The sequence below is a fragment of the Kitasatospora sp. NPDC093550 genome, from assembly GCF_044764985.1.
GTDB lineage: Bacteria > Actinomycetota > Actinomycetes > Streptomycetales > Streptomycetaceae > Kitasatospora.
On the sequence record NZ_JBIWJF010000011.1, the window covers coordinates 58,103 to 84,721 of the forward strand.

Consider the following 26,619-nt stretch of genomic DNA (forward strand, 5'->3'; position numbering starts at 1 on the left):
TGGACGGTCGGCGCGGGGGCCGCTCGGCGTTCCGGGACACCGGAAGCGCTCAGGCCCCGGAAACGGGCGTCATCCTGCGGTCAGGGCGGTCCAGTTCTGGTTCGAGCCGCCGTTGCAGTCCCACAGCTGGAGCTGCGTCCCGTCGGCCGTGGAGGAGCCCGGAACGTCCAGGCAGCGTCCGGAGGCGGGGTTACGGTAGCCGCCGTTGTAGGGCTGCCAGACCTGGTTGGCGCCGCCGGTGCAGGCCCAGAGCTGCACCTTGGTGCCGTTGGCCGTCCCCCAGCCCGCGGCGTCGAGGCACTTGCCCAAGGAGCGAAGGGTGCCGTCGGTGTAGGCGGACCACAGCTGGTTGGCGCCGCCGCTGCAACCCCAGGTCTGGACGGCCGTCCCGTCCGTGGTGTTCGCGCCGTTGACGTCCAGGCACTTGCCGGCGATTCCGGACTGCACGCGGGCCGCGGCGGGGGCGGGAGCCTTGAGCCAGCCGGCGCTGTCCGCGGCCTGGACGCCGTGGCGGAAGGCGTCGGCCATCTTCCGGTAGCCCGAGTCGTTGGGGTGCAGGGTGTCGGCCAGGTCGGCCGTGGTCAGGCCGCTCATGTCGACGTACGCGACGTGCTTGCCCGCAGCCTGCTCGGCGCTCACGATCTGGCTGACGGCCTGGTTGTACGCGGGCCGGTACTGCTCCACCGTGCTGCTGGTGGACACGATCAGGGAGGCCAGGAGGACGGTCGCGTCGGGGACGTCGGCGGTGATCCGGTCGACCAGCGACTTCAGCCGGGCGCCGGCGGTGGCGGGCTGGTAGTTCCCGTTGAAGTCGTTGGTGCCGATCTCCAGCATCACGACGTTGGGCCGGTATCGGGTCAGCGGATCGTCGGCGAGTGCGGCGATCTGGTCGATGCGGTAGCCGGAGTGGCCCTCGTTGTCGGAGTCGGACATCGAACCGCCCCGCAGGGTGCCGACGAAGTCCAGCGGGTGGCCGTCCGCCGCGAGCCCGTCCCACAGCGGGCCCCGGTAGCCGTTTCCCGTGCTGCTTCCCACCCCCCAGGTGATCGAGTCGCCGAGCGGCATGACCCGCAAGGGCGTGCTGGAGGCGGCGGAGGCGGGGGTCGTGCCGGTCGTCGTCACGCCCAGCGCGGCGGCGACGAGTGCGATCAGAGGTGGGGCCCAGAACTTTCGCATGACGCAGGTGTCCTCTTCCGTGAGTCGGTGCCGGGAACTCGGTGCCGGAAACGGGGAGGCCGGAGAGCATTGCTCGAGCAGTGCTCTCCGGCCTCGTGGTCAGTGGGGTGTCAGCCTGTCACTGGACGGTCCAGGCCTGGTGCGACTGGTTCAGGGGCATCGACTGGTCGATGGTGGCGCCGTTCGTCGTCGACCCGCCGGCCACTTCCAGGACCTGCCGGCTCTCGAAGTTGCGGATCAGGTAGCCACCGCCGGTCGGTTCGAAGTACCAGAGCTGGTTGTTGCCGCCGCCGTAGGCGTACTGCTGCAGCGCCGTCCCCCGCCAGTGGCTGGAGAAGTTCATGTCGAGGACCTTGCCGCTGTTCCGGTTCACGATCGTGAAGAGCTGGCCGCTGACCGGGACGATGGTCCACTGCTGGTTGGCGCCGCCGGTTCCCGGCCACTGGACGACGCTCGCGCCGTCGGCCGAGGACCAGCCGGACACGTCCATGACCTGCCCGCTGTTGACGTTCCTGATCGTGTAGGAGGCCGACGGGTCGGTGTTCGGGCCGCCGGTCGAGCCCGCCGACGCGCCGCCCGCCTGCTGCACGCTGAAGTCCGTGATGTAGAAGTACGTGCCGTCGGTTTTGGCGACCCGCACGTAGCGGAAGGCCTGCCGGACGTCGATGTCGCCGGTGAGCGTCGAGGCGAACGGCAGGGTGCTCGTCTGACGTCCCAGGACGGTGTAGCTGCCGAAGTTCGGGTCGTTGGAGCCCCGCACTTCGAAGTTGCCGCGGGTCGAGGACTGGTCGAGGTCCTGGCGGGTGGTCAGCGAGAACTGGCCGAGCTGGTAGGACTGGCCCAGGTCGACCTGCCACCAGGCCGAGGTGTCGCTCCCGGTCGGCGACCAGCCGGTCCCGCCGTTGTCGTCCACGGCCTTCGAGGGCTCCGTACCGGTGCCGAAGACCGACGACGCGGTCGCGGTCTTGTTCCAGGCGAGGTTGGGCCACAGGGTCATCCACCGGTACGCGGACTCGAGGCCGGAGGCCTTGATCACCGCGTCGCCGGAGGTCTGGTTGTCGGTGAGCGTGACGTTGGAGCCGTTGCGGTTCTGGTTGATGAACCCGTCGGTGTGCGACAGCACGTTGTGCGAGACGGTCATGTTGTCCGACCCCTCGTCCAGGTAGATGCCGTGCACCGGCGAACCGCAGGCGGCGGGGCTCCGCACCACGTCGTGGATGTAGTTGCCGGTGAGGACGGTGCCCGGGTCGTTCGAGAGGTGGTAGATGCCGGCGGAGTCGCAGAGCCGGTTCATCACGTTGCCGATGCGGTTGTAGCTGATGCTGTTGTTGCCTTCGGCGTTGGCCGCGGACTGCCAGCCCCAGCCGAGCGAGATGCCGGCCCACGGGGCGTCGGAGATGTCGTTGTGGTCGATGGTGGTGCTGTTGACGAAGCCCGCGTTGATGCCCGCGGTTCCGAGGTAGTCCTGACCGGTCCGGGTGATCAGGTTGTTCTTGACGGTGACGTTCTTGACCACCTCCCGGGCGTCCTCGCCGGCCGGGCTGGTCGGCGGGTTGTAGACGGTGTGGTACTCGACCGTCGGGTCGGAGAACTTGCCGACCATGATGCCGTTGCCGGCGGTGTCGTAGACGTAGTTGCCGATCGCGCTGCTGTCGTGGACACCGTGCGAGAGGTCGAGCGCGCTGGAGCCCAGCCTGGTGAAGATGTTGCCCGTGAAGGAGACGCGGTCGGCGTTCGCGGCCTGGACCGCGGCCGGCGGACGGCCGACGAACTGGTTGTTGGCGTTGTCGGCGGAGATGTTGTAGTTGCCGCCCTGGCCGTTCAGGTAGCCGTGGTCGGTCGGCTCCATCCAGGTGGTCCGGGTGAAGGTGATCCCGGAGAACCGCAGGTCGTGGGCGGGACTGCCGAGGTTGCTGCCCTTGATGTCGAAGAGCGTCTCCAGCGCCGGCGCCTGCACGGTGGCCGTGGACAGGTCCTCGCCGGGGCGGGGCTTGTAGTAGACGGTCTGCGCGGTCGTGTCGACGTAGAACTCGCCCGGCTCGTTGAGGAACTCGTGGGCGTTCTCGAAGTGCAGGGGGGAGCCGTCGGCGAGCTGCGGCCACGGGCGCTGGAACAGGATGCCCGCCTCGTGGTCCTGGATCGACACGTCGGCGGTGCCGCCCGCGGTGCTGATCGACTTCAGCCGCAGGTAGCTCTCGCCCCACTGCGTCTCCAGCATCATCTCGACCTGGTTGAGGTTCGACCAGGTCGAGACCTGCGAGGCGGCCAGCTTCAGCAGCTTGTTGGCCTTGTCGCTGCCCTGCAGCTGGAGGTCCGTCCCGATGTCGGGGTAGCGTGCGCGGGTGGCGCGGACCCCGTTGACGTACAGCTGACGGAAGTTGAGGGTCCCGACGGACGCCTTGTACTCGCCGTTGGCGGCCGGGGTCCAGCCGGTGACGGCCTTGCCGCCGGTGACCACCGGGGTCTCTCCGTTGTAGGCCTGGTAGACGACCGTGTGCCCGTGGGTGCCCGAGTCGGCCGCGCCGAAGCCGACCGGGGCGGTGAGCGGGTAGGTCCCGCCACGCAGGTTCACGACGATGTCGTCGGACATGTTCGCGTTCACGGCACGGACCGCGGCCTGGGCGGCCTGGATGGTCCTGAAGGCGGTCGCGGTGCTGGTTCCCGCGTTGCCGTCACTGCCGTTGACGGGGTCGACGTAGAAGTTCGTCGTGGCCGCGAAGGCGGGGTGCGCCGGCAGGACGGCCGCGAAGACGGCGGTCGCCACCGCGAGCGCCCTGACCGTCGAGGCGCCGCTCCATGGGGGTCTCATGTGTGGTATCCCTCCTGAAAACCCTGCTCCTATGAGTGGTATTTATCAGGGCACATGACTCACCATGTCAAGGTGATAGGCAGCCCTATTTTTCCTCGTCGCAACGCCGGCGAAACGGGAGTGGGTCAGACTCCGGCGAGCCCAACGCACCCTCGCCAGAAGGAAATGAGCAGGTGGCGAGGGATGCGAGGGTGGCCATGGGTGGCCCAGGCGTGGAGCTTCTGCTCCGCGCGGGGATGTCCGGGACGAAATGAGTACGACTCATCATGGCTGTTGCGAAGAACCGAAGCCTCCCGGGAGGGAGCGGGTGCGCACACCGCTCCCGTCAGCCGAGCGGCGATCCCGCTTCGCCGAGGGTGCCGCGGAGCCACTGCTCGACCCCGGCGACGTGCACGGCGGCCCAGGAGTGGGCGAGTTCCGGGCGGCGGCCGGCGATCGCGTCGAGGATCGCGCGGTGCTGCCGGTGGGTGTCGGCCACCGCGTTCTCCTCGGTCAGTCCGCGCCAGACCCGGGCCCGCAGGGTGGGTCCGGACAGGCCGTCGATCAGTGAGCAGAGCACGGTGTTGCCCGATCCGGCCGCGATCCTGCGGTGGAACTCCAGGTCGTTGGCGATGAGTTCCTCCGGCGACGCGCCCGCGTCCAGGCTCGCCAGCAGCTCGCCCAGGGCGGCGATCTCCTCGTCCGGCATGACCCGGGCGGCCATCGCGGCGGCGGCGGGCTCCAGGATGCGCCGGACCTCCAGGAACTCCAGCACCGTGTCGTCCTGGTGGAAGTCGACGACGAACCCCAGGGTGTCCAGGAGGATTTCGGGCTCCAGGCTGGTGACGTACGTGCCGTCACCCTGGCGCACGTCGAGCACGCGGATCAGCGACAGGGCCTTGACGGCCTCCCGCAGGGAGTTGCGGGACAGGCCGAGCCGCTCCGCGAGGTCGGCCTCCTTGGGGAGGCGCGCGCCGGGACGGAGCTCGCCGCTCACGATCATGGCCTTGATCTTCTCGATCGCCTCATCGGTGACTGGCACGGCCTTGCCTTTCCTGGTCATCTGATCGTCGCAGCGTATCCGCAGAAGAGATCGGATGGCTCGTGATGCCGAGAAAGGCCCCGCGGAGCGGGACACCCCCGTCGCCGGCGGACTCCGGCCCTCCCGGGCGGCAGGACGCACGGCCGCCCGCGTACGACCGCCCGCGTACGAACCCGCGTACGACCCGCTACGTCGACTCGATGGTCTGCGCGCACCAGATGGTCTTGCCCTCGGCGGTGTGCCGGGTGCCCCAGCCCTGGGTGAGCTGGGCGACCAGCATCAGGCCGCGGCCGCCCTCGTCGAAGGCGCGCGCCCGGCGCAGGTGGGGGCTCGTCTCGCTGGCGTCGGACACCTCGCAGATCAGCGCGGTGTCGCGGATCAGCCGCAGCCTGATCGGCGGCGCGCCGTACTTGACGGCGTTGGTCACCAGCTCGCTGACGACGAGTTCGGTGACGAAGGAGAGGTCCTCCAACCCCCAGGCGGCCAGTCGCTCGACGGCGAACCGCCGGGCGTGCGGCACCTGCGAGACGTCCGGCTCGCCGTGCCAGTCGGCGACGCGGTCGGGGGTCAGCGCATGGGTGCGGGCGAGCAGCAGGGCCGCGTCGTCGGTGCGGTGCTCGGACAGCAGGGCCTTCATCGCCGTGTCGCAGAGCGCCTCCAGCGAGGCGGCCGGCTCGCTCAGGACGCGGAGCAGTTCGGCGGTGCCCTGCTCGGCGTCGCAGTCGCGGTCCTCCACCAGTCCGTCGGTGAACAGGGCGAGCAGGCTGCCCTCGGGCAGTTCGAGCTCGGTCGCCTCGAACGGCAGTCCGCCGATGCCGAGCGGCGGGCCGGGCTGGACGGACACCTCGGTCCTGGTGCCGTCCGGCGCGATCACCAGCGGCAGTGGATGGCCGGCGCTCGCCAGCACGCAGCGGCGGGAGACCGGGTCGTACACGGCGTACAGGCAGGTGGCCCCGGACTCACCGGTCGACTCGAAACCGTCCTCGGGCTGGAGGTCGTCGGGAAGGTGGAGCACCAGGTCGTCCAGGTGGGTCAGCAGCTCGTCCGGCGGCAGGTCCACGTCGGCCAGCGTGCGGACGGCCGTGCGCAGCCGGCCCATGCTGGCGGAGGCGTGCAGGCCGTGCCCGACGACGTCGCCGACGACCAGGGCGACCCGGGCGCCGGACAGCGGGATGACGTCGAACCAGTCGCCGCCGACCCCGGCGCCGGCCCCGGCGGGCAGGTAGCCGGAGGCGACCTCGATGGACTCCTGCCGCGGCAGCCGCCGGGGCAGCAGGCTGCGCTGCAGGGTCAGTGCGGTGGTGTGCTCGCGCGAGTACCGGCGGGCGTTGTCGATGGCGACGGCGGCCTTGGCGGCCAGCTCCTCGGCGAGGATCAGATCGTCGGCGGTGAAGGCCTCGGGCCGGTCACGGCGGGCGAACGCCACCACGCCGAGCACGGCGCCGCGCGCCAGCAGCGGCACGGTGATCCGGCCGGTCAGCCCCTTGGCGGCGATGGTCCGGTCGATCACCGGGTTTCCCGGCGGCCAGTGCGCCGGGTCGGCCGCGAGGCCCGGGCCGAACGCCCACTCACCGCCCTGGTCGGGCTCGGCGGCGAGCTGGACCAGGGGGGTGCCGGCGGCCATGCACCGGGCGGCGACCGATCCGGAGGCGTAGCCGACCGGTGCCGTGGATCCGTCGCTCGGCCCGGGGCCCTCCTTCCCGCCGTGGTGTGCGGCCCGGCTGAGCGTGATGGTCCCGCCGGCGGTGACCTCGGCGGCCGAGGGCGGCTCCTCCCCGTGCAGCACCTCGTCGAAGAGGTCGACGGTGACCACGTCGGTGAAGCCCGGCACCGCGGTCTCGGCCAGTTCCCGGGCGGTGCTGAGCACGTCGAGGGTCCGGCCGATACCGCTGCTGGCCGCGTTGAGGATGAGCAGGCGCTGCCGGGCCCAGTACTCGGCGCTCATGTCGAATCCCCAGTTGGCGACCGCGCGCACCGTCCCCCCGGCGTCCCGGACGGGCCAGATGCTGGTGGCCCAGGCGTTGGCGTAGGCGCTGCCGAGCGGGCGGAAGATCGTGATCAGCCGGGCGGGCACGCCCGTCCTCGCCACCTCGGTGACCTTGTCGACGTACGCGGCGTCGTCCAGTTCGGTGAAAAGCTCGCGGTACTTCTCGCCCAGCACCTGCTGCTCGGAGTGCGCCATCACCCGGCACGCGGCGGCGTTGACCCACAGGAACCGCAGCTCGGGGTCGTACACCCCCAGGGCGAAGGGGCACTGTTCGAAGGCCCGGTCGGCGATCACGGGACGGCGCCCCCACCGCTGGAAGGTCAGGGCGCGGCCCAGCGGCCGCCCGTCGGAGCCGCCCAGCGGGTGCGCCGTCACCACGGCGTCGAGCGTGGAGCCGTCCCGGTGGCGCAGTGTGACGAGGCCGGGGGCGGCGTCACCGCCGGGGAACCCGGGCGGGGGGTCGACCAGCAGGTCGGTCACCGGCCGGCCGACGGTCTCCGCCGCGGTCCGGCCCAGCAGCAGCAGTCCGCCCTCGCTCCAGCCCGTCACCACGCCGTCCGGATCGACCACGACGACGGCGGTGGGCGCGTCGTGCTCGCCTGTCGTCTCCACGCGCGCCTCCGTCCGGGCAGCCGTGTCGGCCGGAAGGTGATTCCGGCGCCTGGCTACAGACTAGGTCGGGCCTCGGGGGCGCGCCCTCCCGGCAGAGTGCCGCCGCCCCAGGGGCGGGGAGGTCACGGTGTGACGACCAGCTTCCCGCGGGTGTGCCCGGTACGGCTGGCGTCGAAGGCCTCGCCCGTCCGTTCCAGCGGGAAGATCCGGGCGACCTCGACGGTCAGGGCTCCGCGGTCGGCGGCCGCCGCGAGTTCGGCGAGCCTGGCGCCGTCCGGGCGGACCCAGATCCAGTGGCCGCCGTGCTGTTCGACGGTCGGATCGGCGACGGAGACGTGCCGCCCGCCGGCCGCGAGCAGGGCCAGGGTCGTCTCCAGCTGGCCGCCGACGAAGTCCGCGACCGCGGACACGCCGTCGGGGGCCAGCGCCCGGACCCGCTCGGCCAGGCCGTCCCGGTAGTCCACCGGTTCGGCGCCCAGCTCGCGGACGAACGCGTGGTTGCGTTCCGAGGCGGTGCCGATCACCCGGGCGCCGAGGTCGCGGCCGAGCTGCACCGCGAGGCTGCCCACCCCGCCGGCAGCGCCGTGCACCAGGAGCACGTCGGCGGGGCCGACGGCGAGCCTCTCCAGAGAGCGCAGCGCGGTGAGGCCGGCCAGTGGCAGCCCGGCCGCCTGCGCCCAGTCGAGCCCGGCGGGTTTGCGGGCCACCGCGGGCGCGGGGACCGCGACGTACTCGGCGAAGGTGCCGGCCTGCACCACGTCCTTGCGGGCGTACGCCATCACCTCGTCCCCCGGGGCGAACTCGGGCGTGTCCGGGCCGGTGCGGGTGACCACGCCGGCCACGTCCCAGCCGGGGACGACGGGGAAGACCGCGTCCATCATGCCGTCCAGGCCGCCCGCCATGACCTTCCAGTCGACCGGGTTGACGGAGGCCGCCCGGACCTCGATCAGCACCTGGCCGGGGCCGACCTTCGGGTCGGGCACCTCGCCGTACCGCAGTCGGGAGTTGTCCGGGGCGTACGCGTCGTACGTCACCGCGCGCATGGATCGACCTCCGAGGAACCGGTGGTGCGGCCTCGCGCACCGCCACGGGGCGGGCGGGCGCCTCGGCCACGCTATGCCGGGGGCGGGCGTCCGGCACCCCCGCACCGCCGTCGGAGCGGTCCGGCCCCGGCCGGCGCCCGACGGCGCGCGCAGGCCCGACAAGATCCACGAGGCCGCCTGGCCGGCCGCTGGCCTGGCGACCACGGTCGGATTCTCGTGACGAGCGGGACGATGCAGCCGGTCCCGAGGGTGCCCAGCGGGCGTCTCAGCCCCTGGGCCTGCCCCCGGTCCCTCGGCGGGTGCGCCCGGATCCCCGTCCGGGCGCACCCGCCCACGCATGTCCTGGCCCGTGTCGCCCGACTACGCCGAAACCTCGGCGTCTGCGCTGGGCGCGAAACCGCTCCCCTGCTCGGCGAACACGGCGATCGCGGCGCCCAGGAACCCCACCAACTCGGGGTGGTAGGAGTCGTGGAACGCCCTCATGGCCTCGTCCTCGGCGTAGAAGAGCGACATGCCGACGTAAGCCTGCCTGGAGGGGGTGTAGAACCGGCAGACGATGTCGAAGTGCCTGCGGACGAGCTCCTGGATGTGCTGGTCCCCGGGCTGGGAGCCGCCGTCCAGGAAAGCCGTGATCTCCCGGTACAGGACGTCCCAGTCCTGGTGCACCCGCTCCCTGTCCACATGTTCCCAGTCGTTGGTCTCGGCAAGGCTCTTCGCCTGCTCCTCGGCCAACGACCGGCGACACTCGTCCTCGTAACTGTTCCCCACGGCACCGCTTCCCATTGTTGCGTCGCCTCTCCGGTGGACCCGGGAGACCGCCGACATCGACCGACCTTCGGTGATCAACTGCCGGTCCAGGCCGGACGATGACACACCGCCACCGGGACGGCAAACCAATTCCTGGACCCTCCGGCGCTCCGTCCGGCCAGCCGGCGGCGGAAAGGCGCGGCTCGAACGGCGAGCCGTCGGAGCGGAGCGTCCGGCCGTTCGACCGCGCGGCCCGGATTCCCGCGGCGAACTCGCGTCGCAGGACGAGCTCGGCCGTCGAGTAGCGGCCGGAGCATGCCATCGGTGACCGCCCGGCGGGAACCTAGCCGATCAGGGCCTCGGTGATCTGGCGGGTGGTCTGCGCGGCGACCCGGGGGTTGACGGCGGCGTGGTGGGTGTGGGCGTTGAGGGCCGTGGCCAGGGCCCAGCCGCGACCGCGGAGCCAGGTGGCGCCGTCCACGCCGAGCGCGGCGCGGAAGGCGGCCCGGCTCCCGGCCGACATCAGGGTGAACGCGATCGTCAGGTCGCAGGCCGGGTCGCCGATGCCGAGCCCGCCGAAGTCGATGACGGCGCTGAGCCGGCCGTCGACGGTCAGCAGGTTGCCGGTGTGGAAGTCGCCGTGGAACCAGACCGGAGGACCCGCCCATCCGGGGGCGCTGAGAGCCGCGTCCCACAGCTCGGTCATGGCCGTGCCGTCGAACGTGCCGTCGAGTGCCGCGATGGCGGCCCGCGTCGCCCGGTCCCGTGCGCCCAGGGGCTGGGAGGTGAGGTCCTCACGGGCGCCCGGAGCGGGAATCCGCTCGGGTTCGAACCGCTGGAGGGCGTGCAGGAACCGGGCCAGTTCGACGGCGGCCTCGGAGGAGTCGGCCAGCGCCTCGACGGTCGCCACCTCGCCCTCCAGCCAGCGGGACACCGCCCACGGCCACGGGTAGCCGAAGGCGGGTTCCCCCACCCCCACGGGCGCCGGGACCGCCAGGGGCAGGTGCGGGGCGAGTCGGGGCAGCCACTCGGACTCCTTCCGGGCCTGCCCGACGGCGCCGATGTGACGGGGCAGGCGGACGGACAGTTCCTCGCCCAAGCGGTGGATCACATGGTCGGAGCCGGCCGGATCGACCGGTTCCAGGGGCAGGCCGGCCCACTGCGGGAACTGGGCATCGACCAGACGCCGGACCAGTGCGGCATCGATCGCGGGTGGGGTGTGCGTGGTCGTCCCGGTCGCCAACAGCAACTCCTGGAGCAGGCCCGTCTGGTGCGGCGGGCGGTCGAGGCCATCACAGTGCGTCGCGGGCCGGCCTGTCGACCGGTTTTCCCACTGCCTCCCCCGCCCGCGTCGACCGCTCCGGGCCGGGGGTCAGGCGGCGGAGCGGCGGGCCGTCAGGTCGTCCAGGATGGTGGCGGTGGCGGTCGCGCCGAAGCGTTCGGCGCCGGCCTCCACGTATTCCAGCATGCTGTCCAGGGTGCGCACCCCGCCCGCGGCCTTGACCTTCATGTGCGAGGGGACGTTCGCCCGCATCAGCCGGACGTCCTCCAGGGTGGCGCCGCCGGGCGCGAATCCGGTCGAGGTCTTGACGAAGTCCGCGCCCGCCCGTGCGCTGATCCGGCAGGCGCGCAGTTTGGCGTCGTCGTCGAGGTAGGCGTTCTCGAAGATCACTTTGGTGAGGGCGGCGCCTCCGGCCGCGTCGACGACCGCCGTGACGTCCTGGCGCACCGCGTCGTCCTCGCCGCCGCGCAGCAGGCCGATGTTGAGCACCACGTCGAGTTCGGTGGCGCCCGCCGCCAGGGCGTCGACGGCCTCGGCCGTCTTGGCGGCCGTGGTGGTGCCGCCGTGCGGGAAGCCGATGACGGTGCCGACCGCGACGGCGGTCCCGGCGAGTGCCTTGACCGCGAGGGCGACGTCCGCGGGGCGCACGCAGACGGAGGCGACGTCGTAGGCCGCGGCGAGCTCGCAGCCGCGCAGGACCTCCGTGGTGGTGAGTTCGGGGCGCAGGAGCGAGTGGTCGATCATCTTGGCGAGCTGCCGGGCGTCGATCGTGGTGGGGTCCATGGGCCTGTCCTTGGGGGTGAGGCGGTTTCGCGGCGCAGCACTCGGCGCGGCCGCGCGGACAGTTCCGACGGTAACCCCCGCCTGTCTAGCTGTCTATACAGCCGCGCGCAGGCCCCCGGCGCCGTGTCGATGTGACGTAAATCACGGTGCACGCCTCTTGCCCTTGGCCTCTTTCGCCGCGGAATGTCCGGCTCTGTGCTGGTCTACGCTGGTTGACTAGACAGCTAGACGGCGTACTCTCAATTCTCGGAGGGCCCCTTTTGGAAACCGATTTCGCGCCCAGGTACCACCGGATCGAACAGGCCCTCCGAAACCGGATCGCCAAACACCGGCCGCATGATCCGCTCCCTTCGGAGTCGGAGTTGTGCGAGGAATTCGGGGTGAGCCGCATGACCGCACGGGCAGCCGTCCAACGACTCGTCGCGGAAGGTCTGGTGTACCGGGTCTCCGGGCGCGGGACATTCGTCGCGGAACCGCCGACGCACCGTCGCGCGGAAAACCTGGTCCGATTCAGCGAGGAAATGCGCAGACAGGGCCGGAAGCCCTCCTCGCGACTGATTTCGGCGGTCCTCCGGCCGGCCCTGCCGGAGGAGGTCCACCGGCTCCGGCTGCGCAGGGAGGCCCAGGTCGTCGAGATCGCCCGGGTCCGCCTGGCCGACGGGATCCCGACCGCACTGGAGCGGGCGGTGTTCCCCGAGGCCCTCGCCGCGCTGCTGGAGGCCGACTTCCGGACGGCCTCGATGCACGAGACGCTCGCCGGGCTCGGCCGGACACCGACCCGCGGACACTCGTCCGTCCGGGCCGCGACGGCCGGCGAGCGGGAGGCGGAGCTGCTCGCGGTGGCCCCGGGCGCCGCCCTGCTCGTCGAGGAGCGCCTGATCACGGACCAGGACGAGCACCCCCTGGAGCTCACCGAAACCCGGTACGTGGGGGACAGGTACGCACTGGACGTCGCCTTCGAGGTCGAATCCTGAGTCGAATCCGGAGCGGACCTCCCCGGCCGTGGGTCGCCCCCACTGCCCACGGCCGGGCGAAGGGCACGGACCCGACCGCGCGGAAGGACTTTCCGACGGGGGACTGCGAAAACCGGCGGGCGATGCGGCCCGCCGATGCCAGCGGTGGAACGACATGAATGCGTGGAGGGAAAACCGTGTACGCGTACCTCATGACCGCACCCGGAGAAATCGAGCGCACCGCGGTGCCCGATCCGGAATGCCGCGAGGACGAAATCCTGCTACAGACCGAAGCGGTTTCGATCTGCTCGACCGACGTCTCCTACTTCCGCGGCCACCTCTTCGCCGAGGACTGGCCGATCATTCCCGGGCACGAATACGTGGGAAGGGTCGTCGAGGTCGGGAAACGGCTCCGGGACGACGTGCGGCCCGGCGACCGGGTCACCTACTGGGGGCAGACCGACTTCGGCGGGATGGCCGAGTACCGGGCACTGCGGCCGCTCTTCCCGGGCCGGCTCGGCGTGGAGACGGCCTGGTACACCGGGCGGAACTTCTACGACGCCGACCAGGCCGCGGCCGTCGTCCTGCCGCCGCACGTGCCCTCGGACCTGGCCTCCGTGATCGAGCCGCTGACCTCCGTCCTGCGCTCCTTACTGCTCAACCCCCCGAAGCCCGGTGACACCTGCGTCGTCCTCGGCTGCGGCCCCAGCGCCCAGCTGGCCGTCCAGGTCCTGCACCGCCACCTCGGCGCCGGCTCGATCACCGTGCTGGACCGCAACGGCGACCGGATGGACGTCGCGCTGCGGCACGGCGCCTCCCACGCCTTCAACACGGACACCCAGGCGGGGGAACTCGAAGCGTACGTGCGCGAGCACCACGACCAGTACGCGGACTACGTGTTCGACGCGCTGCCCCACATCGCGGCGCCGGCCCGCCCGGCGGGGCCCGCCGACACCCCGGACAAGGACATCCGGGAGATCGCGATGGGCCTGCTGCGCCCGGGCGGCTCGTACGTCATCTACGGTGCGACGGCCGTCCCGCAGCGGCTGAACACCTGGATGATCCTGGCCAAGGGGCTGAAGCTGCTCTCCACCCCCTTCGACGTCCGCTCGTTCCCGATGGCCCGCTCCGCGCACGTCACCGCCGTGGCCCTGCGGCTGGTCGAAACGGGCCTGGTCGATCCCGCCCCGTTGATCACCACCCGGGCCTGCCTCGACGACGAGGCCGCCGTCCGCGAGGCGTTCACGGGCTACGGCCGGGGCGCCTCGATGAAGACCTCGCTGCTCGCCCCGTCCGTCCTCCTCGACCACGTGCGCCGCACCGCCGCCGCGACCGTCCCCGTCGCCGGCGCCGCCGCCGGGGGATTCGCCGAGCAGGCCGGGATACCCGGGTGACCGGCGCCTCAGCGCCGGCCGCCCGGGGCCTCGGAGCCCCGGCCTTCGTCCGGGACCGGCTGACCACCACGGCGTACGGCGGCCTGGCCGTGTACGCCTACGTCCTCTACGCGCTCGGACCGCTGCTGCCGCTCCTGCGCCAGGACCTGCGGCTGTCCTACGCGGTGATGAGCCTGCACTCCACCGCCTTCGCGGCCGGCGCGATGCTCACCAACCTCCTGTTCCGCCGACTGCGGACGCGCCTGGACCACCGGCTGCTCTTCTGGTCCGCCCTCGCGGCCCTGGCCCTGGGAGCGCTCCTGCTGGCGACCGGACTCTCGGCCACCGTCACCCTCACGGCGGCGGTGCTCGGCGGCACCGGCGGAGCGCTGCTGCAGACCACGGCCCTGGCGGTGCTGGCCGAGCACCACGGCGAGCACGAGTCCCTGCGGGCGCGGGCCCTGGTCGAGGCCAATGCCGCCGCGAGCGTCAGCGCCCTCGCCGCGCCGCTGCTCATCAGCGGCCTGGAGAGTGCCGGGGCCGCCTGGAACTGGTGCCTGGTCCTGCCGGCCCTCGCGCTCGCCGCGATGTACCCGGCGCTGCGCGGGGAGCCGCTGCGCCCGCGCACCGCCCCTTCCGCGGGGGCCGCCTCCGCCACGGGGGCCGGCGCCTCCGCCGGGAGCGCCCCGGAGGCGGCGGGGGGCTCGTTCCCGCTCCGCGCGGCCCTGTGCGGTCTGGTCGTGGGCTTCGAGTTCTGCCTCGCCTACTACGCGGTGCCCCTGCTGACCAGCACCGCCGATCTGACGGACGGCCAGGCCTCGGCGGCCCTGGCCCTGTTCTACGGGGGCGAGCTGGCCGGCCGACTGGCGGGGAGCCGGCTGACGGCCGGCGCCCGAGCGGCCCGGTCGGCCGCGCTGGTGGCCGGCTCGCTGACCGTGGCCGCCGCCGGGTTCCTCGCCCTGTGGCTCGCCTCCACCACCTGGCTCGCCCTGCTGGGTCTGGCCCTCGGCGGACTCGGCGTCGCCAACCTCTTCCCCCTGACCCTCTCACTCGCGGTGAGCGCGGCGCCCGGCCGCACCGACCAGGCCACGGCCCGGGTCCAACTCGCGGTCAGCACCTGCATCATGCTCGCGCCGCTGCTGCTGGGCACGCTGTCCGACCGCCTCGGTGTGCGCTCGGCCTTCGGCCTCGCCGGCTTCCTGCTTCCCCTCGCCGCGCTGCTGCTCGTCGCCGGGCGCCGCCGCCCGGCCACCGCCGACGCGCCTTCCCCGGGAGTCACCCCGCATGTCCGTCATTGAGAGCTCCGCCCGGGCCCGCGACACCCTGGCCCGCAACCACCGCACCGGCTACTCCCGCGCGGCCCAGCGCGGCTACGACTTCACCTGCCCCTCCCCGGACAGCTACCCCTTCCAGTGGGCCTGGGACAGCAGCTTCCACGCCATCGCCCTCACCCACCTGGACACCCGCCGGGCCCGGGCCGAACTGCGCTCCCTGCTCGGCGCCGTCACACCCGGCGGCTTCCTGCCGCACATGGTGCTCTGGCAGGACGACCTCAGGCCGCGCGCCACCGCGGACTTCCGGATCGACCTCTGGGAGGGGTGGCGGTCCGTCACCATCGCGCCGCCCGTGGTGGCCCGGGCCGTCGAGCGGGTCCACCGGGCCACCGGCGACGACCTCTGGCTGCGCCGCGTCCTGCCGCCGACGCTCGCCTTCTTCGGCTGGCTCCGGGACCACCGCACCAGCCCCGGCACCGGGCTGCTGGAGATCTACCAGCCCGACGAGTCCGGGCTGGACAGCAGCCCCAAGTACGACGGAGCCCTCGGCATCGAGTCGGCCGCCGAGGGCGACGTGCACGGCGCCTGGCACGGCGCGATGCGGTCGCTGATCACGGCCTACTCCTCTCCGGCCCGCACGCCCGAGTCCGCGCTGCGCGAGCGGCGGCTGTTCGTCTGGAACGACGTGCTCGTCAACACGGTCTACGCCGACGGACTGTCCTGCCTGGCGCGCCTGGTGCGCACGGCCGGAGCGAACGAGCGCACCGCGGAGCGGCTGGCCGAGGAGTCCCGCGCGATCGGCGCCGCCCTGATGCGGCACTGCTGGGACGAGACCACCGGCGTCTTCCACGACCTCGACCTCGTCGCCGGCAAGCGCAACGAGGTGCTCACCGCCAGCTCGCTGCTGCCCGTCCTCCTCGACTCGGTGCCGGAACCCGCCGCCCGCCGGGTCATCGAGGAACACCTGCTGAACGAGCGGGAGTTCTGGCGGCCCCACCCGGTGCCCAGCGTCGCCGCCACCGAGCCCTCCTACGACCCCACCTTCCGCACCGGGGCCATCTTCCGCGGCTCCAGCTGGATCAACCTCAACTGGTACCTGTACTGGGGCCTGCGCCGACGCGGCTACCACGCGGAGGCCGAGACCCTGGCGGCGCGCACCTGCGCCCTCGTCGCGGCCTCGGACACCACCCGGGAGTGCTACGGCCCGGAGGACGCGGCCGGGCACGGCGCGCGCTCCTTCGGCTGGAGCTCCCTCGTCCTGGACCTGGCCGCCGCCACGACGACCGAGCTGACGGAAGGGTTCTGACCATGGCCGAATGGGGATTCCTGGGCGCCGGTTCGATCGCCGCCTCCAGCCTCGCCCCCGCCGTCCACGCGGCCGACGGACCTCGCCTGCACGCCGTCGCCGCCACCGATCCGCGGCGTGCCCGCGCCCTCGACCCGGCCCGGGTGTACACCCGCTACGAGGAACTGCTGGACGACCCCGACGTGGACATCGTCTACGTCGCGCTCCACAACAGCGCCCACCGCCCCTGGGTGGAGCGCGCCCTGCGCGCGGGCAAGCACGTCCTGTGCGAGAAGCCGCTCGGGCTGACGGCCGTCGAGGTCGCCGCCATGACCGCCACCGCCCGGGCCACCGGACGGCTGCTGGTCGAGGCGGCCTGGAACCGCTGGCACCCGCGCACCCGGGACCTCGAAACCATGATCACCAGTGGCGCGATCGGCACCGTCCACACCGTCACCGCCCGGTTCGACGGCCTCGCCCCCGCCCCCGGCAACTACCGCCTGGACGCGGCCCTCGGCGGCGGCGCCCTCTACGACGTCGGCTACTACGCCGTCGCCGCCGCGCTCGCCGCCTTCGGCTGGCGCGCGCCGAAGGTCGTGCGGGCCGAACAGGACCACTGGGGACCCGGCTCCGCCGACTCCGCCACCCGCTTCGTGCTCGACTTCCCGGGCCGGGGCACGGCCGAGATCGGCTGCTCGCTCGTCGGCGGCACGTCCGAGACCTTCACCACCACCGGCACGGACGGATCGATCACCCTCACCCCGCCGGCCTTCTGCGCCGGCTCCGCCCCCAGCACGCTCACCAGCACAAGCGGTGAGCGGCGCGACTACCCGGCCCAGGACCCCTACCGCCTCATGGTCGAGTCGATGGACGCCGCCGTGCGGGGCGACACCGCCGCCCACCTCGTCCCGCTCACGCAGTCGCTCTTCATCGCGACCACCCTGGACGCCGTCCGCGGCCGGCTGGCACGGGGTGACGGCTGACCGCCGGCTCCGGGGCGGGCCGGGGGAGGGGCCCGGGGGGCGCGGGACAGGGCCGCGGGAGGGGGCGGGGGAGGGGGTCGGGTGCGGGTTCGTGGAGAACAGTCTGTTAACGCTAACAGAACCTTTGTGCGGAACCTGGCGTGACCTCGTAAAGCCGCAGGTCAAAAGGGTTTTGAGGGAGCGTCGGCGGCGTTGACGCGCTCGTGGTTCGCTCATACGCTCCGTGGCGCCGGATCCCGTGGCCGTACTCCGATCGGAGCGCCGATGTCCAAGCCCCGCCCCCGCCGTTCCCTCCTCAGCACCGCCCTCGTGGGCGCGCTCGGCACCGCCGTCACGCTGGGCGGCCTGGTCGCCGCGCCCGCCGTCCAAGCCGCCGAGGGCGCGCCGGCCGCGCAAGCCGCCGCCGGGGGCGGGTCGTTCTCCGTGCTGACGTACAACGTCGCCGGCCTCCCTCAGGTGCTGTCCAGCGCCTCGACCGACCGGCAGAGCAGCACCACCGCCATCGGGGGCCGGCTGGCGCCGTACGACGTCGTGAACGTCCAGGAGGACTTCAACTACCACGCCGCGCTGTACGCCGCCGACACCCACCCCTACCGCACGGCGACCAGCGGCGGGGCGGGCATCGGCAGCGGCCTCAACACCCTGTCCGGCCTCGCCTACGACACCGACGACTTCGAGCGGGTGAAGTGGAAGGACTGCCAGCTGGACTCCGGTGACTGCCTCACGCCCAAGGGCTTCACCTTCCTGCGGACCCGGCTGGCCGAGGGCGTGTACGTGGACTTCTACAACCTCCACGCCAACGCGGGCACGAACCCCGGCGACGAGGCCGCCCGCGCCGCCAACCTGGCCCAGCTCACCGGCTACATCCGGGCCCACTCGGCCGGGAACGCCGTCGTCGTGATGGGCGACACCAACACCCGCTACACCCGGGCCGAGGACACCATCGCCGCCTTCGCGGCCGACAACCGGCTGACCGACGCGTGGGTGCGGCTGGAGCGCGGCGGCGTGGCACCGGCCCGCGGCACCGACCCGCTGCTGTGCGACCAGAACGCGCCCACCGACACCTGCGAGATCGTCGACAAGGTCCTCTACCGCAGCAGCGCGCTGGTCTCGCTGACCGCGACCTCGTACGCCAACAAGCACGCCGACTTCCTGGACGCCTCCGGCACGATGCTCTCCGACCACGACCCGGTCGCCGTGGGCTTCACCTGGAGCCGCAACACGGCCTACCTGGCGAGCGAACAGTTCGGCGGCCCGCACGGCGACTTCTACGACGACATCGACCGCGTCGCGCCCGGCGCCCGGGCCACCACGGCCAGCCTGCGGGCCGGCAGCCGGGTCGACCAGGTCGGACTGACGCTCGCCGACGGCACCTCCCTCACCCACGGCGGCACCGGCGGCACCGCCTCCTCGCTCACCCTGGGCAGCGGTGAGTACCTGAACTCGGCCACCCTCTGCCAGGGTTCGTACAACGGGCACACCCGGATCTTCTCCGCCTCCTTCGGCACCAACCTGGGCCGCACGCTGGCCGGCGGCACCACCACCGGCGACTGCGTGACCCGCACCGCGCCCGACGGCTGGCAGATCGCCGGGTTCCAGGGCCGCGCCGGCGACGAGGTCGACAAGCTCGGCTTCCTGTTCACCCACCGCTGATCCCCGCACGTCCCCGGCCCGCGCCGCCACCCGGGCCGGGGATCCTCCTCGTCCGCACCCCGCTCCCCCCGCCCGGCACACCCCAGCAGGAAGAACAGCAATGAACGACCAGCCCACCCTGAACCGCCGCCGCTTCCTGCGCGGTTCCGCAGCCGGCTCGGTCGGCCTGCTCACCGCGCCCACCGCCCTGAGCCTGCTGACCGCCCCGCAGCGGGCCGCCGCCGCACCCGCCGGCCCCGTCCCGGGCGCCGCCTTCGTGGACTCCTACACGACCAACACGATGGCCGACCTCACCCCGGAGGGGAACGCCGCGGTGCGCATCCTCACCGGGATGAACCGGATCTGGCACACCGGTGCGTCCTGGAACGACGGCTCGCCGATCACGGCCGACGTGCTGCGCGCCAATGTGCGCTACTGCGTGCAGGTCACCACCCGGCGCACCGCGGCGCAGGCCAAGGAGGCGTTCCTCTACGACCGCCGGCACCAGGGCTACGCCGTCATCGCCGGTCTCGGCCCGCTCGCCGAGCTGTACCGCACGGGTGCCCGGGCCGTCACCTCGATCACCACGGCGCCCGACTCCACCCCGCCCGCGAAGATCGACGACGCCGTCCCGGCCGGTGCGCCCGCCGGGTCCGCGATCGGCCCCGGGGCCGTCGACTCGGAGCTGGGGCAGGTGGTCACCCTGGTCAACACGCTGCGCGGACCGTACGCCTCCGGCAACCCGGCCAAGTACGCCTACCGCTACCCGCGCCCCTGGCGGATGAACGCGGACAGCGCGGTGGTCGACACCGGCACCACCGACGCCCTCGGCTTCCCGGTGTACGAGTCCGAGGTGGTCGTCGCCCCGCAGCTGCTGCGCCAGCGCAGCACCTCCCCGGTGGACGACGGCGGCTTCGTGAGCGGCCACACCAACGCCTTCCACCTGTCCGCGCTGGCCCTCGCCTACGCGGTGCCCGAGCGCTTCCAGGAGCTGATCGCCCGGGCGTTCGAGCTCAGCCACACCCGCATCGTGGCCGGGATGCACTCCCCGCTCGACGTCATCGGCGGCCGGACGCTCGCCACCGCGCTCGCCGCCGCCGCCCTCGCCGACCCGCGCAACGCCGCCCTCAAGGCCGCCGCCCGGAGCCAGGCGGCCGCGTACTTCCGCGCGAAGACCGGCTCCACCGCCGACACCCTGTACGCCTACGCCCACCGGGCCGGCACGGCCGAGGACCCGTACGCCGACCGCGAGGCCAACGCCGAACAGGTCACGCCCAAGCTGACCTACGTCCTGCGCCGCAGCGGCCGGGACGTCCCCATGACCGTGCCCAAGGGCGCCGAGGTCCTACTGGAGACCCGCCTGCCCTACCTGGACGCCGCCCAGCGCCGCGAGGTGCTGCGCACCACCGCCCTGCCCTCCGGCTACGTCCTGCTGGACGGGCCGGAGATGTGGGGCCGGCTCAACCTGTTCGCGGCGGCCGACGGCTACGGCGCGTTCGAGCGGGACGTGACGGTCGAACTGGACGCCGCGGACGGCGGGTTCTCCTCGGCCGACGCCTGGCGCAACGACATCGCCGGCCCGGGCGGCCTCACCAAGCGCGGCACCGGGACGCTGACCCTGACCGGCACCAACCGCTACGCCGGTGCCACCGTGGTGGCGGGCGGGGTCCTGGAGGCCGGCTCCCGCGACGCCCTCGGACGCGGCGACGTCCGGGTTCGCGGCGGCACGCTGCGGGTGGACGCCGAGCGCGGCGCCGTCCGGGTGCACGGCAGCCTCCTCCAGTCGGCCGGGACGAGCCTGGAGCTGACGCTCCGGCACTGCCACGCCCCGGCGCTGACGGTCGCCGGGCGAGTGACGCTCGGTCGGGACGTCCGGCTCGCCCTGGAGCTGGCGGACACCGTCGAGCCGGACGACGAGCTGGTGCTGCCGGTGCTCGACGGACGGACGCTGCAGGGCGAGTTCAGCCGCGTCACCGTCGACGCGGACGGGTACGAGGTGACGCCGCTGTACACCCACGACGGCCTCTCGGTGCGACTGACCCGCTGCTGAGCGGGCCGTACGTTCCCGGGACGGAGGAGGAGCAACGCCCATGACCGTGGCCGCGACCAACTGGGCCGGGAACATCGCGTTCCGGGCCGAGCGCTTCCATGAGCCCCGCACCGTGGACGAGTTGCGGCGGACCGTCGCGGCCGGCCGGTCGGTGCGGGTCCTCGGGACCGGGCACTCGTTCAACGCGATCGCCGACACCACGGGCGACCTGGTGTCCGTGGCCGGTCTGCCCCGGGTGATCGAGCCGGACGGGCCGGCCGGCACGGTCAGGGTGAGCGCCGGGACACGGTTCGGCGAACTCGCCGGGGTGCTGGACCGGGCGGGGCTCGCGCTGCACAACCTCGGATCGCTGCCGCACATCTCGGTCGCGGGCGCGTGCGCCACCGGGACGCACGGCTCGGGGGTCGCCAACGGCTGCCTCGCCACGGCGGTGCGAGCCGTCGAACTGGTCACGGCGGACGGCTCCCTGGTGACGATCGACCGGGCTGCGGCGCACTTCCCCGGTTCGGTCGTGGCCCTGGGAGCCCTCGGCGTGGTCACCGAGCTGACGCTGGACGTGGTGCCGGCCTTCGAGGTCCGGCAGTGGGTCTACGAGGGCCTGCCGACGGCCGTGCTGCGGGAACGGTTCGACGAGATCGTGTCGGCGGCGTACAGCGTCAGCCTCTTCACGAGCTGGAGCACGGACCGGATCGATCAGGTGTGGCTCAAACGGCGGGGCGGCCCGGACGCCCCCGCGAGCTGGCTCGGCGCGGTGCTCGCCGACGGTCCGCGCCACCCCGTACCGGGCTGTCCGCCCGAGCCCTGCACCCGGCAGCTGGGCGTGCCGGGGCGGTGGCACGACCGGCTCCCGCACTTCCGCCTCGACTTCACGCCGAGCAGCGGCGACGAGCTGCAGTCGGAGTACTTCGTCGCCCGCACCGACGCCGTCGCCGCGTTCGACGCGCTGGACGCCGTCCGGGAGCGGATCGTGCCCGCCCTGCAGATCAGCGAGATCTGCACGGTGGCGGCCGACGCGTTGTGGCTCAGCCCCGCCTACCACCGCGACTGCGTGGCCTTCCACTTCACCTGGCACCCCGATGCGCGAGCCGTGGCGGACGCGGTCGCGGCGGTCGAGGAGGCGCTGTCCGCCTTCGCCGCCCGGCCGCACTGGGGCAAGGTCTTCGCCATGGCGCCCGAGCTGATCCGGGAGTCGTACCCGCGCTGCGAGGACTTCCGGAGGCTGCTGGGCGAGTTCGATCCGGCGGGGACGTTCCGCAACGAGTTCGTCGCCCTCCAGTTCGGCACCGGTTGAGCAGCTGCGCTCCGGAGCGGCCCTGGGGCCGCTCCCAGGCCCCCGGCCCGCCGTCGGCAAGGCGCTCCCTCCGGTGCTCGCGACGCCCGGCAGCCGCACGTGATCCGTCCGGATCGGTCCCGGGAGGACCCGGAGCCCGGGTTGCTCCGATGGGCCGTTCGGAGGTATACGGACTGGAGGGGGGCGTCTCCGGATGCCGCCGGGACGCCGTGCCGACGGGACGCCGTCACGTCGCGCCGGGAGCCGAGGAGGGCGAGGGGGCCGACCGAGGAGGTGTGGGTAGTGATCACGGAACTGGCACTGGAGCGTGTGGAGTTCACCTGCGGCCACTGCTGGCACCAGTGGAGCACCGACTACGACGTCCAGCACTACCGCGACGCCGAGGGACGTGACTGGGAGTACTTCTCCCGCGACGGCATCGCCGTGGACTCGCCCTACACCCCCGCGGGGGCGCCGCCGTGTCCGGAGTGCGGGCGCCACTGGGTGGGGCGCTGCGCGGCCCGTCGTCTGATCCCCACCCCACCGGGGGCGCTCGACACGCCCCGCCAGCCGATCATGGATCAGGTGGGTCACCGGCCGGAGCGGCACGGCGCGCCGCTGCTCGCCGCGCGGGCTCACCGGCAGCCGGACCAGCTCGGCCCGCCCGCTTCCGACGCCGGCGGGACCAGTGCGATGGCGACGACCCCGTCCGTACCGACGACGGAGGCCGAGGTCGGCGCCGGTGAGGGGGGTGCGGGGCGATGGCGAGGCTGACGATCGAAGGCACGGACCTGGTGGTGCGGCTGCGCTGGTGGGAGCGGCTGGCGACGCGCTCGGGACCGGTGCGGGTGCCGCTGACGGCGGTGGAGAAGGTCGCGGTCACCAGGGAACCGTGGCGGGTCCTGCGCGGTGCCCGCGAGAGCGGCGTGCTGCTTCCCGGCAGGCTGTGCCTCGGGGTGTGGCGCCACCCCGGCGGCCGGGACTTCGTGGCCCTGCACCCGTTCACCGGCGTCGTGGTCAGCGTCGACCTGCGCCGGCCCTCGCCGTTCGCGCGCATCGCGGTCCACTCGACCCGGGCGCCGCAAACGGTGGCCGACCTGCGTACGGCGGCGAGCCGGTCCGCCGTCGCTGCGGACGGGCGCGATGAGCAGGCCCCCGAGGCGATGCCGGAGCCCCAGAAGCCGTTGCCGGCCCGGCCCGGCGGCCGAGGCCGACCGGTGGGCGTTCCGGCCCACGTCTGAACGGTTCGTGGCCGCCTTCGCCGAACGGAACCGCTGCCGGCTGAGTCGGACGGACCGCGTGAGGCGGTCTCCCCGGACACCGGGCCGTGTGCCGCGGCCCGGTGTCGTCCTCGTCGGGGGTCAGCCGGACGGCCGGGGTTCGACCAGATCGTCGAGACGGAGAAGGCCGAACAGCCGGGCCACGATCGGAGCCCGCACATTCGTGACCGTCAGAAGGACGCCTTCCTCCCGCGCCCGGCGGTGGAGCCGTTCCAGGGCGTCCGCGCCCGAGCAGTCGCAGAACCTCACCTGCGCGAAGTCGAGGTCGACGCGCCTGGGCCGACGCGCCAGGCACTCCTTGACGCGGCTCTCGAGCTCCGCCGCGGTGGCGAGGTCGATCTCGCCCGTGACCGCGACCGTGACCTGGCCGTCCCACCGGGCGACGGAGGTGCGGAAGTCGTCGCCGTTCACAGCCATGGCTCCACCTCCCACAGCCGATGCACCAGCCACTGCCACAGGTCGCCGGGATCTTCCCGTGCCCACGCCGACGCACCCGGCGGTGCGCCCCGCACCGGGCCCACCCGAACGAGCGGTTCGGACCCCTGCGGCGTCGCCGCACCGGTGGGCGGCGGCGTGGCGCGCACCGGCGCTGCGCCACCGGTGTCCCGGACGATGCGTACGGCCACCCGGCGGCCCGAGGCCGGGGAACGGGCCGAGGCGCTGCCGCTTCCCGGGTGGGGCCGGGCGGGCTCCCGTTCGGCGTCGTAGGCGGCCCGCAGCTCGGGATCGTGCAGGACGGCGTAGGCGGCGACCACCGCGCCGAGTCGTTCCGCCGAACCGGGCTCGACTGGGCGGGCGTCGGGGTGCAGCAGCCGGACCAGGGTGCGGAAGGCAGAGGTGACCTGCCGCGCGGACGCTGTGGGCTCCACTCCCAGCACCGCGTAGTGATCGCGTCGGTTCCGCGATCCCGTCATGGCGGTCCACCTCCCGGGCGCCCCCGGCAAACCTCCTCATCGACCTGGATAGAACCTCCTCCAGTGCCTGTCAAGACGCCCGAACTGCCGGTCAGTGGCGCGGCTCGCTGCCGGGTTCCCGTGCCGGCGGCCCGCGCGCCCGTCGGGTCGGCCATCAGACTTGACAGGGAGCGGCTCAAGTTTTATGTGTCGATAGAGCGAAGTCCTCTGCGTTGACGTGCGACGAAGGAGGCCGGAGATGACCCGCGCAGTCGGTATCGATCTCGGAACGACGAACTCGGTGGTCTGCGTCCTGGAGGGCGGCGAGCCCGCCGTCGTCACGAACGCCGAGGGCGCCCGGACCACCCCCTCGGTGGTGGCGTTCGGCAAGGGCGGCGAGGTGCTGGTCGGTGAGGTCGCCAAGCGCCAGGCCGTCACCAACGTGGACCGCACCGCCCGCTCGGTGAAGCGCCATGTGGGCGAGAGCGGCTGGCGGTTCCCGGAGAGGGGGGACGTGGACGGCAAGCGGTACACCGCGCAGGAGATCTCCGCGCGGGTGCTGCAGAAGCTGAAGCGCGACGCGGAGGCGTACCTCGGCGAGGAGGTCACCGACGCGGTGATCACCGTGCCGGCGTACTTCAACGACTCCCAGCGCACCGCGACCAAGGAGGCCGGGGAGATCGCGGGCCTGAAGGTGGCACGGATCGTCAACGAGCCGACCTCCGCCGCCCTCGCGTACGGCCTGGACAAGGAGAGCGACCAGACAGTGCTGGTCTTCGACCTCGGCGGCGGCACCTTCGACGTGTCGCTGCTGGAGATCGGCGAGGGCGTGGTGGAGGTGAAGGCCACCTCCGGCGACACCCACCTCGGCGGTGACGACTGGGACCAGCGGATCGTCGACCACCTGGTCAAGGAGTTCAAGAACGGTTACGGCATCGACCTGTCCAAGGACACGATGGCCGCCCAGCGCCTGCGCGAGGCCGCGGAGAAGGCCAAGATCGAGCTGTCCGCCGCGTCCGAGACGACGATCAACCTGCCTTACGTCACGGCCTCCGCGGAGGGCGCTCTCCACCTGGACGAGAAGCTCACCCGGGCCCGGTTCGAGGAGCTCACCGCGGACCTGCTGGAGCGCTGCGAAGGCCCGTTCCACCAGGCCGTCAAGGACGCGAGGATCGAGGTCTCGGACATCGACCACGTCATCCTGGTCGGCGGCTCGACCCGGATGCCGGCCGTCACCGAGCTGGTGAAGAAGCTCACCGGCAAGGACCCCCACAAGGGCGTCAACCCGGACGAGGTCGTCGCCGTCGGAGCCGCCCTGCAGGCCGGCGTCCTCAAGGGCGAGGTCAAGGACGTCCTGCTGCTGGACGTCACCCCGCTGTCCCTGGGCATCGAGACCAAGGGCGGCATCATGACCAAGCTCATCGAGCGGAACACGACCATCCCCACCCGGCGCTCGGAGGTCTTCACCACCGCCGAGGACAACCAGCCCGCGGTCACCGTGCAGGTCTACCAGGGCGAGCGCGACATCGCCGCGTACAACAAGAAGCTCGGCATGTTCGAACTCACCGGCATCCCACCGGCCCCGCGCGGCCTGCCGCAGATCGAGGTCACCTTCGACATCGACGCCAACGGCATCATGCACGTCGGCGCGAAGGACCTCGGCACCGGCAAGGAGCAGAAGATGACCGTCACCGGCGGCTCCGCCCTGCCGAAGGACGACATCGACCGCATGATCAGGGAAGCCGAACAGCACGCCGAGGACGACCGCCGCCGCAAGGAGGCCGCCGAGGCCCGCAACCAGGGCGAGCAAATCCTCTACAGCACGGAGAAGTTCCTCGCCGACAACCGGGACAAGGTCCCGGCCGACGTGAAGAACGAGGTCGAAAGCGCCCTGGCGAACCTGAAGGACGCGCTCAAGAGAGAGGACACCGCCGCGATCCGCGCGGCCGGCGAGACGGTCGCCCAGGTGAGCCAGAGGCTCGGCCAAGCTCTCTACACCGAGAGTGCCGCCGCTACGCCGGGTGGCGGCCCGGCCGGCCCGGCCGGTCCGCACGGTGAGGACGAGGAGGTCGTGGACGCCGAGATCGTGGAGGAGGACGAGGGCAAGGGGCGCGCCGCATGACCCACGCCCTCCGGGCCGGGCGAGCGCCGGCCGACGCTGATCAC

Annotated in this window: 21 protein-coding genes and 1 pseudogene; 12 read left to right on the plus strand and 10 right to left on the minus strand. The window is 72.8% G+C overall.

Going from position 1 to position 26,619, the window contains the following annotated elements; all coding sequences use genetic code 11:
• Window positions 1-69 precede the first annotated feature (69 nt).
• The 8 genes from ACIRD3_RS19300 to deoC form a co-directional block, all read right to left on the minus strand.
• Window positions 70-1,176, minus strand: coding sequence for a ricin-type beta-trefoil lectin domain protein (locus ACIRD3_RS19300; protein ID WP_402217854.1), 1,107 nt, complete (start codon window positions 1,174-1,176; stop codon window positions 70-72).
• Window positions 1,177-1,294: 118 nt separating this feature from the next.
• On the minus strand, window positions 1,295-3,985 hold the full coding sequence (locus tag ACIRD3_RS19305; protein WP_402217857.1) for an RICIN domain-containing protein: 2,691 nt from the start codon (window positions 3,983-3,985) through the stop codon (window positions 1,295-1,297).
• 325 nt (window positions 3,986-4,310) lie between these two features.
• Window positions 4,311-5,006: a FadR/GntR family transcriptional regulator gene (locus ACIRD3_RS19310; RefSeq protein ID WP_402217859.1), complete on the minus strand. Its 696-nt coding sequence runs from the start codon at window positions 5,004-5,006 to the stop codon at window positions 4,311-4,313.
• Window positions 5,007-5,193: 187 nt separating this feature from the next.
• Window positions 5,194-7,605 (minus strand): SpoIIE family protein phosphatase, encoded by a 2,412-nt coding sequence (locus ACIRD3_RS19315; RefSeq protein ID WP_402217862.1) that lies wholly within the window; start codon window positions 7,603-7,605, stop codon window positions 5,194-5,196.
• 122 nt (window positions 7,606-7,727) lie between these two features.
• Window positions 7,728-8,648: an NADP-dependent oxidoreductase gene (locus ACIRD3_RS19320; protein WP_402217865.1), complete on the minus strand. Its 921-nt coding sequence runs from the start codon at window positions 8,646-8,648 to the stop codon at window positions 7,728-7,730.
• 360 nt (window positions 8,649-9,008) lie between these two features.
• A complete protein-coding gene (locus ACIRD3_RS19325) occupies window positions 9,009-9,416 on the minus strand; it encodes a TipAS antibiotic-recognition domain-containing protein (protein ID WP_402217867.1) in 408 nt (135 codons plus the stop codon).
• A 322-nt stretch (window positions 9,417-9,738) separates the two neighbouring features.
• Entirely contained in the window at window positions 9,739-10,638 is a 900-nt protein-coding gene (locus ACIRD3_RS19330) for an aminoglycoside phosphotransferase family protein (protein WP_402217870.1), read from the minus strand.
• 129 nt (window positions 10,639-10,767) lie between these two features.
• Window positions 10,768-11,460 (minus strand): deoxyribose-phosphate aldolase, encoded by a 693-nt coding sequence (deoC, locus tag ACIRD3_RS19335; protein WP_402217872.1) that lies wholly within the window; start codon window positions 11,458-11,460, stop codon window positions 10,768-10,770.
• Between the two features lie 146 nt (window positions 11,461-11,606).
• Between deoC and ACIRD3_RS19340 the strand changes: the two are divergent.
• The 11 genes and pseudogenes from ACIRD3_RS19340 to ACIRD3_RS19390 all read left to right on the plus strand — a co-directional run.
• A pseudogene (locus ACIRD3_RS19340) lies at window positions 11,607-11,915 on the plus strand (GntR family transcriptional regulator); the annotation flags it as partial.
• A gap of 66 nt (window positions 11,916-11,981) precedes the next feature.
• Complete coding sequence (locus ACIRD3_RS19345) at window positions 11,982-12,434, plus strand: GntR family transcriptional regulator (protein ID WP_402218276.1); 453 nt, start codon at window positions 11,982-11,984, stop codon at window positions 12,432-12,434.
• A 191-nt stretch (window positions 12,435-12,625) separates the two neighbouring features.
• Window positions 12,626-13,807 carry a zinc-binding dehydrogenase gene (locus tag ACIRD3_RS19350; RefSeq protein WP_402217875.1) on the plus strand — a complete coding sequence of 394 codons (1,182 nt, stop codon included), beginning with the start codon at window positions 12,626-12,628 and terminating at the stop codon, window positions 13,805-13,807.
• Window positions 13,804-15,084 (plus strand): MFS transporter, encoded by a 1,281-nt coding sequence (locus ACIRD3_RS19355; protein WP_402217878.1) that lies wholly within the window; start codon window positions 13,804-13,806, stop codon window positions 15,082-15,084. The genes ACIRD3_RS19350 and ACIRD3_RS19355 overlap by 4 nt, the downstream gene beginning before the upstream one ends.
• A complete protein-coding gene (locus ACIRD3_RS19360) occupies window positions 15,071-16,366 on the plus strand; it encodes an amylo-alpha-1,6-glucosidase (protein ID WP_402217881.1) in 1,296 nt (431 codons plus the stop codon). Before ACIRD3_RS19355 ends, ACIRD3_RS19360 begins: the two co-directional genes overlap by 14 nt.
• A 2-nt stretch (window positions 16,367-16,368) precedes the next feature.
• The gene (locus ACIRD3_RS19365) at window positions 16,369-17,328 is read left to right on the plus strand and encodes a Gfo/Idh/MocA family protein (RefSeq protein ID WP_402217884.1); all 960 of its coding nucleotides are present in this window, start codon (window positions 16,369-16,371) and stop codon (window positions 17,326-17,328) included.
• A gap of 264 nt (window positions 17,329-17,592) precedes the next feature.
• Window positions 17,593-18,981 (plus strand): jacalin-like lectin, encoded by a 1,389-nt coding sequence (locus ACIRD3_RS19370; protein ID WP_402217887.1) that lies wholly within the window; start codon window positions 17,593-17,595, stop codon window positions 18,979-18,981.
• Window positions 18,982-19,081: 100 nt separating this feature from the next.
• Window positions 19,082-21,010 (plus strand): phosphatase PAP2 family protein, encoded by a 1,929-nt coding sequence (locus tag ACIRD3_RS19375; protein WP_402217890.1) that lies wholly within the window; start codon window positions 19,082-19,084, stop codon window positions 21,008-21,010.
• 40 nt (window positions 21,011-21,050) lie between these two features.
• On the plus strand, window positions 21,051-22,301 hold the full coding sequence (locus tag ACIRD3_RS19380) for an FAD-binding protein (protein WP_402217892.1): 1,251 nt from the start codon (window positions 21,051-21,053) through the stop codon (window positions 22,299-22,301).
• A 282-nt stretch (window positions 22,302-22,583) separates the two neighbouring features.
• A complete protein-coding gene (locus tag ACIRD3_RS19385) occupies window positions 22,584-23,054 on the plus strand; it encodes a hypothetical protein (RefSeq protein ID WP_402217895.1) in 471 nt (156 codons plus the stop codon).
• Complete coding sequence (locus ACIRD3_RS19390) at window positions 23,042-23,521, plus strand: hypothetical protein (RefSeq protein WP_402217898.1); 480 nt, start codon at window positions 23,042-23,044, stop codon at window positions 23,519-23,521. The genes ACIRD3_RS19385 and ACIRD3_RS19390 overlap by 13 nt, the downstream gene beginning before the upstream one ends.
• Before the next feature lie 120 nt (window positions 23,522-23,641).
• Here ACIRD3_RS19390 and ACIRD3_RS19395 read toward each other — a convergent pair whose 3' ends face one another.
• Window positions 23,642-23,977 carry an STAS domain-containing protein gene (locus ACIRD3_RS19395; RefSeq protein WP_402217900.1) on the minus strand — a complete coding sequence of 112 codons (336 nt, stop codon included), beginning with the start codon at window positions 23,975-23,977 and terminating at the stop codon, window positions 23,642-23,644.
• Window positions 23,968-24,474 carry a J domain-containing protein gene (locus ACIRD3_RS19400; protein WP_402217903.1) on the minus strand — a complete coding sequence of 169 codons (507 nt, stop codon included), beginning with the start codon at window positions 24,472-24,474 and terminating at the stop codon, window positions 23,968-23,970. The genes ACIRD3_RS19395 and ACIRD3_RS19400 overlap by 10 nt, the downstream gene beginning before the upstream one ends.
• 238 nt (window positions 24,475-24,712) lie before the next feature.
• Between ACIRD3_RS19400 and dnaK the strand changes: the two genes are divergently transcribed.
• The gene (dnaK, locus tag ACIRD3_RS19405) at window positions 24,713-26,575 is read left to right on the plus strand and encodes a molecular chaperone DnaK (protein WP_402217906.1); all 1,863 of its coding nucleotides are present in this window, start codon (window positions 24,713-24,715) and stop codon (window positions 26,573-26,575) included.
• Window positions 26,576-26,619: the final 44 nt, after the last annotated feature.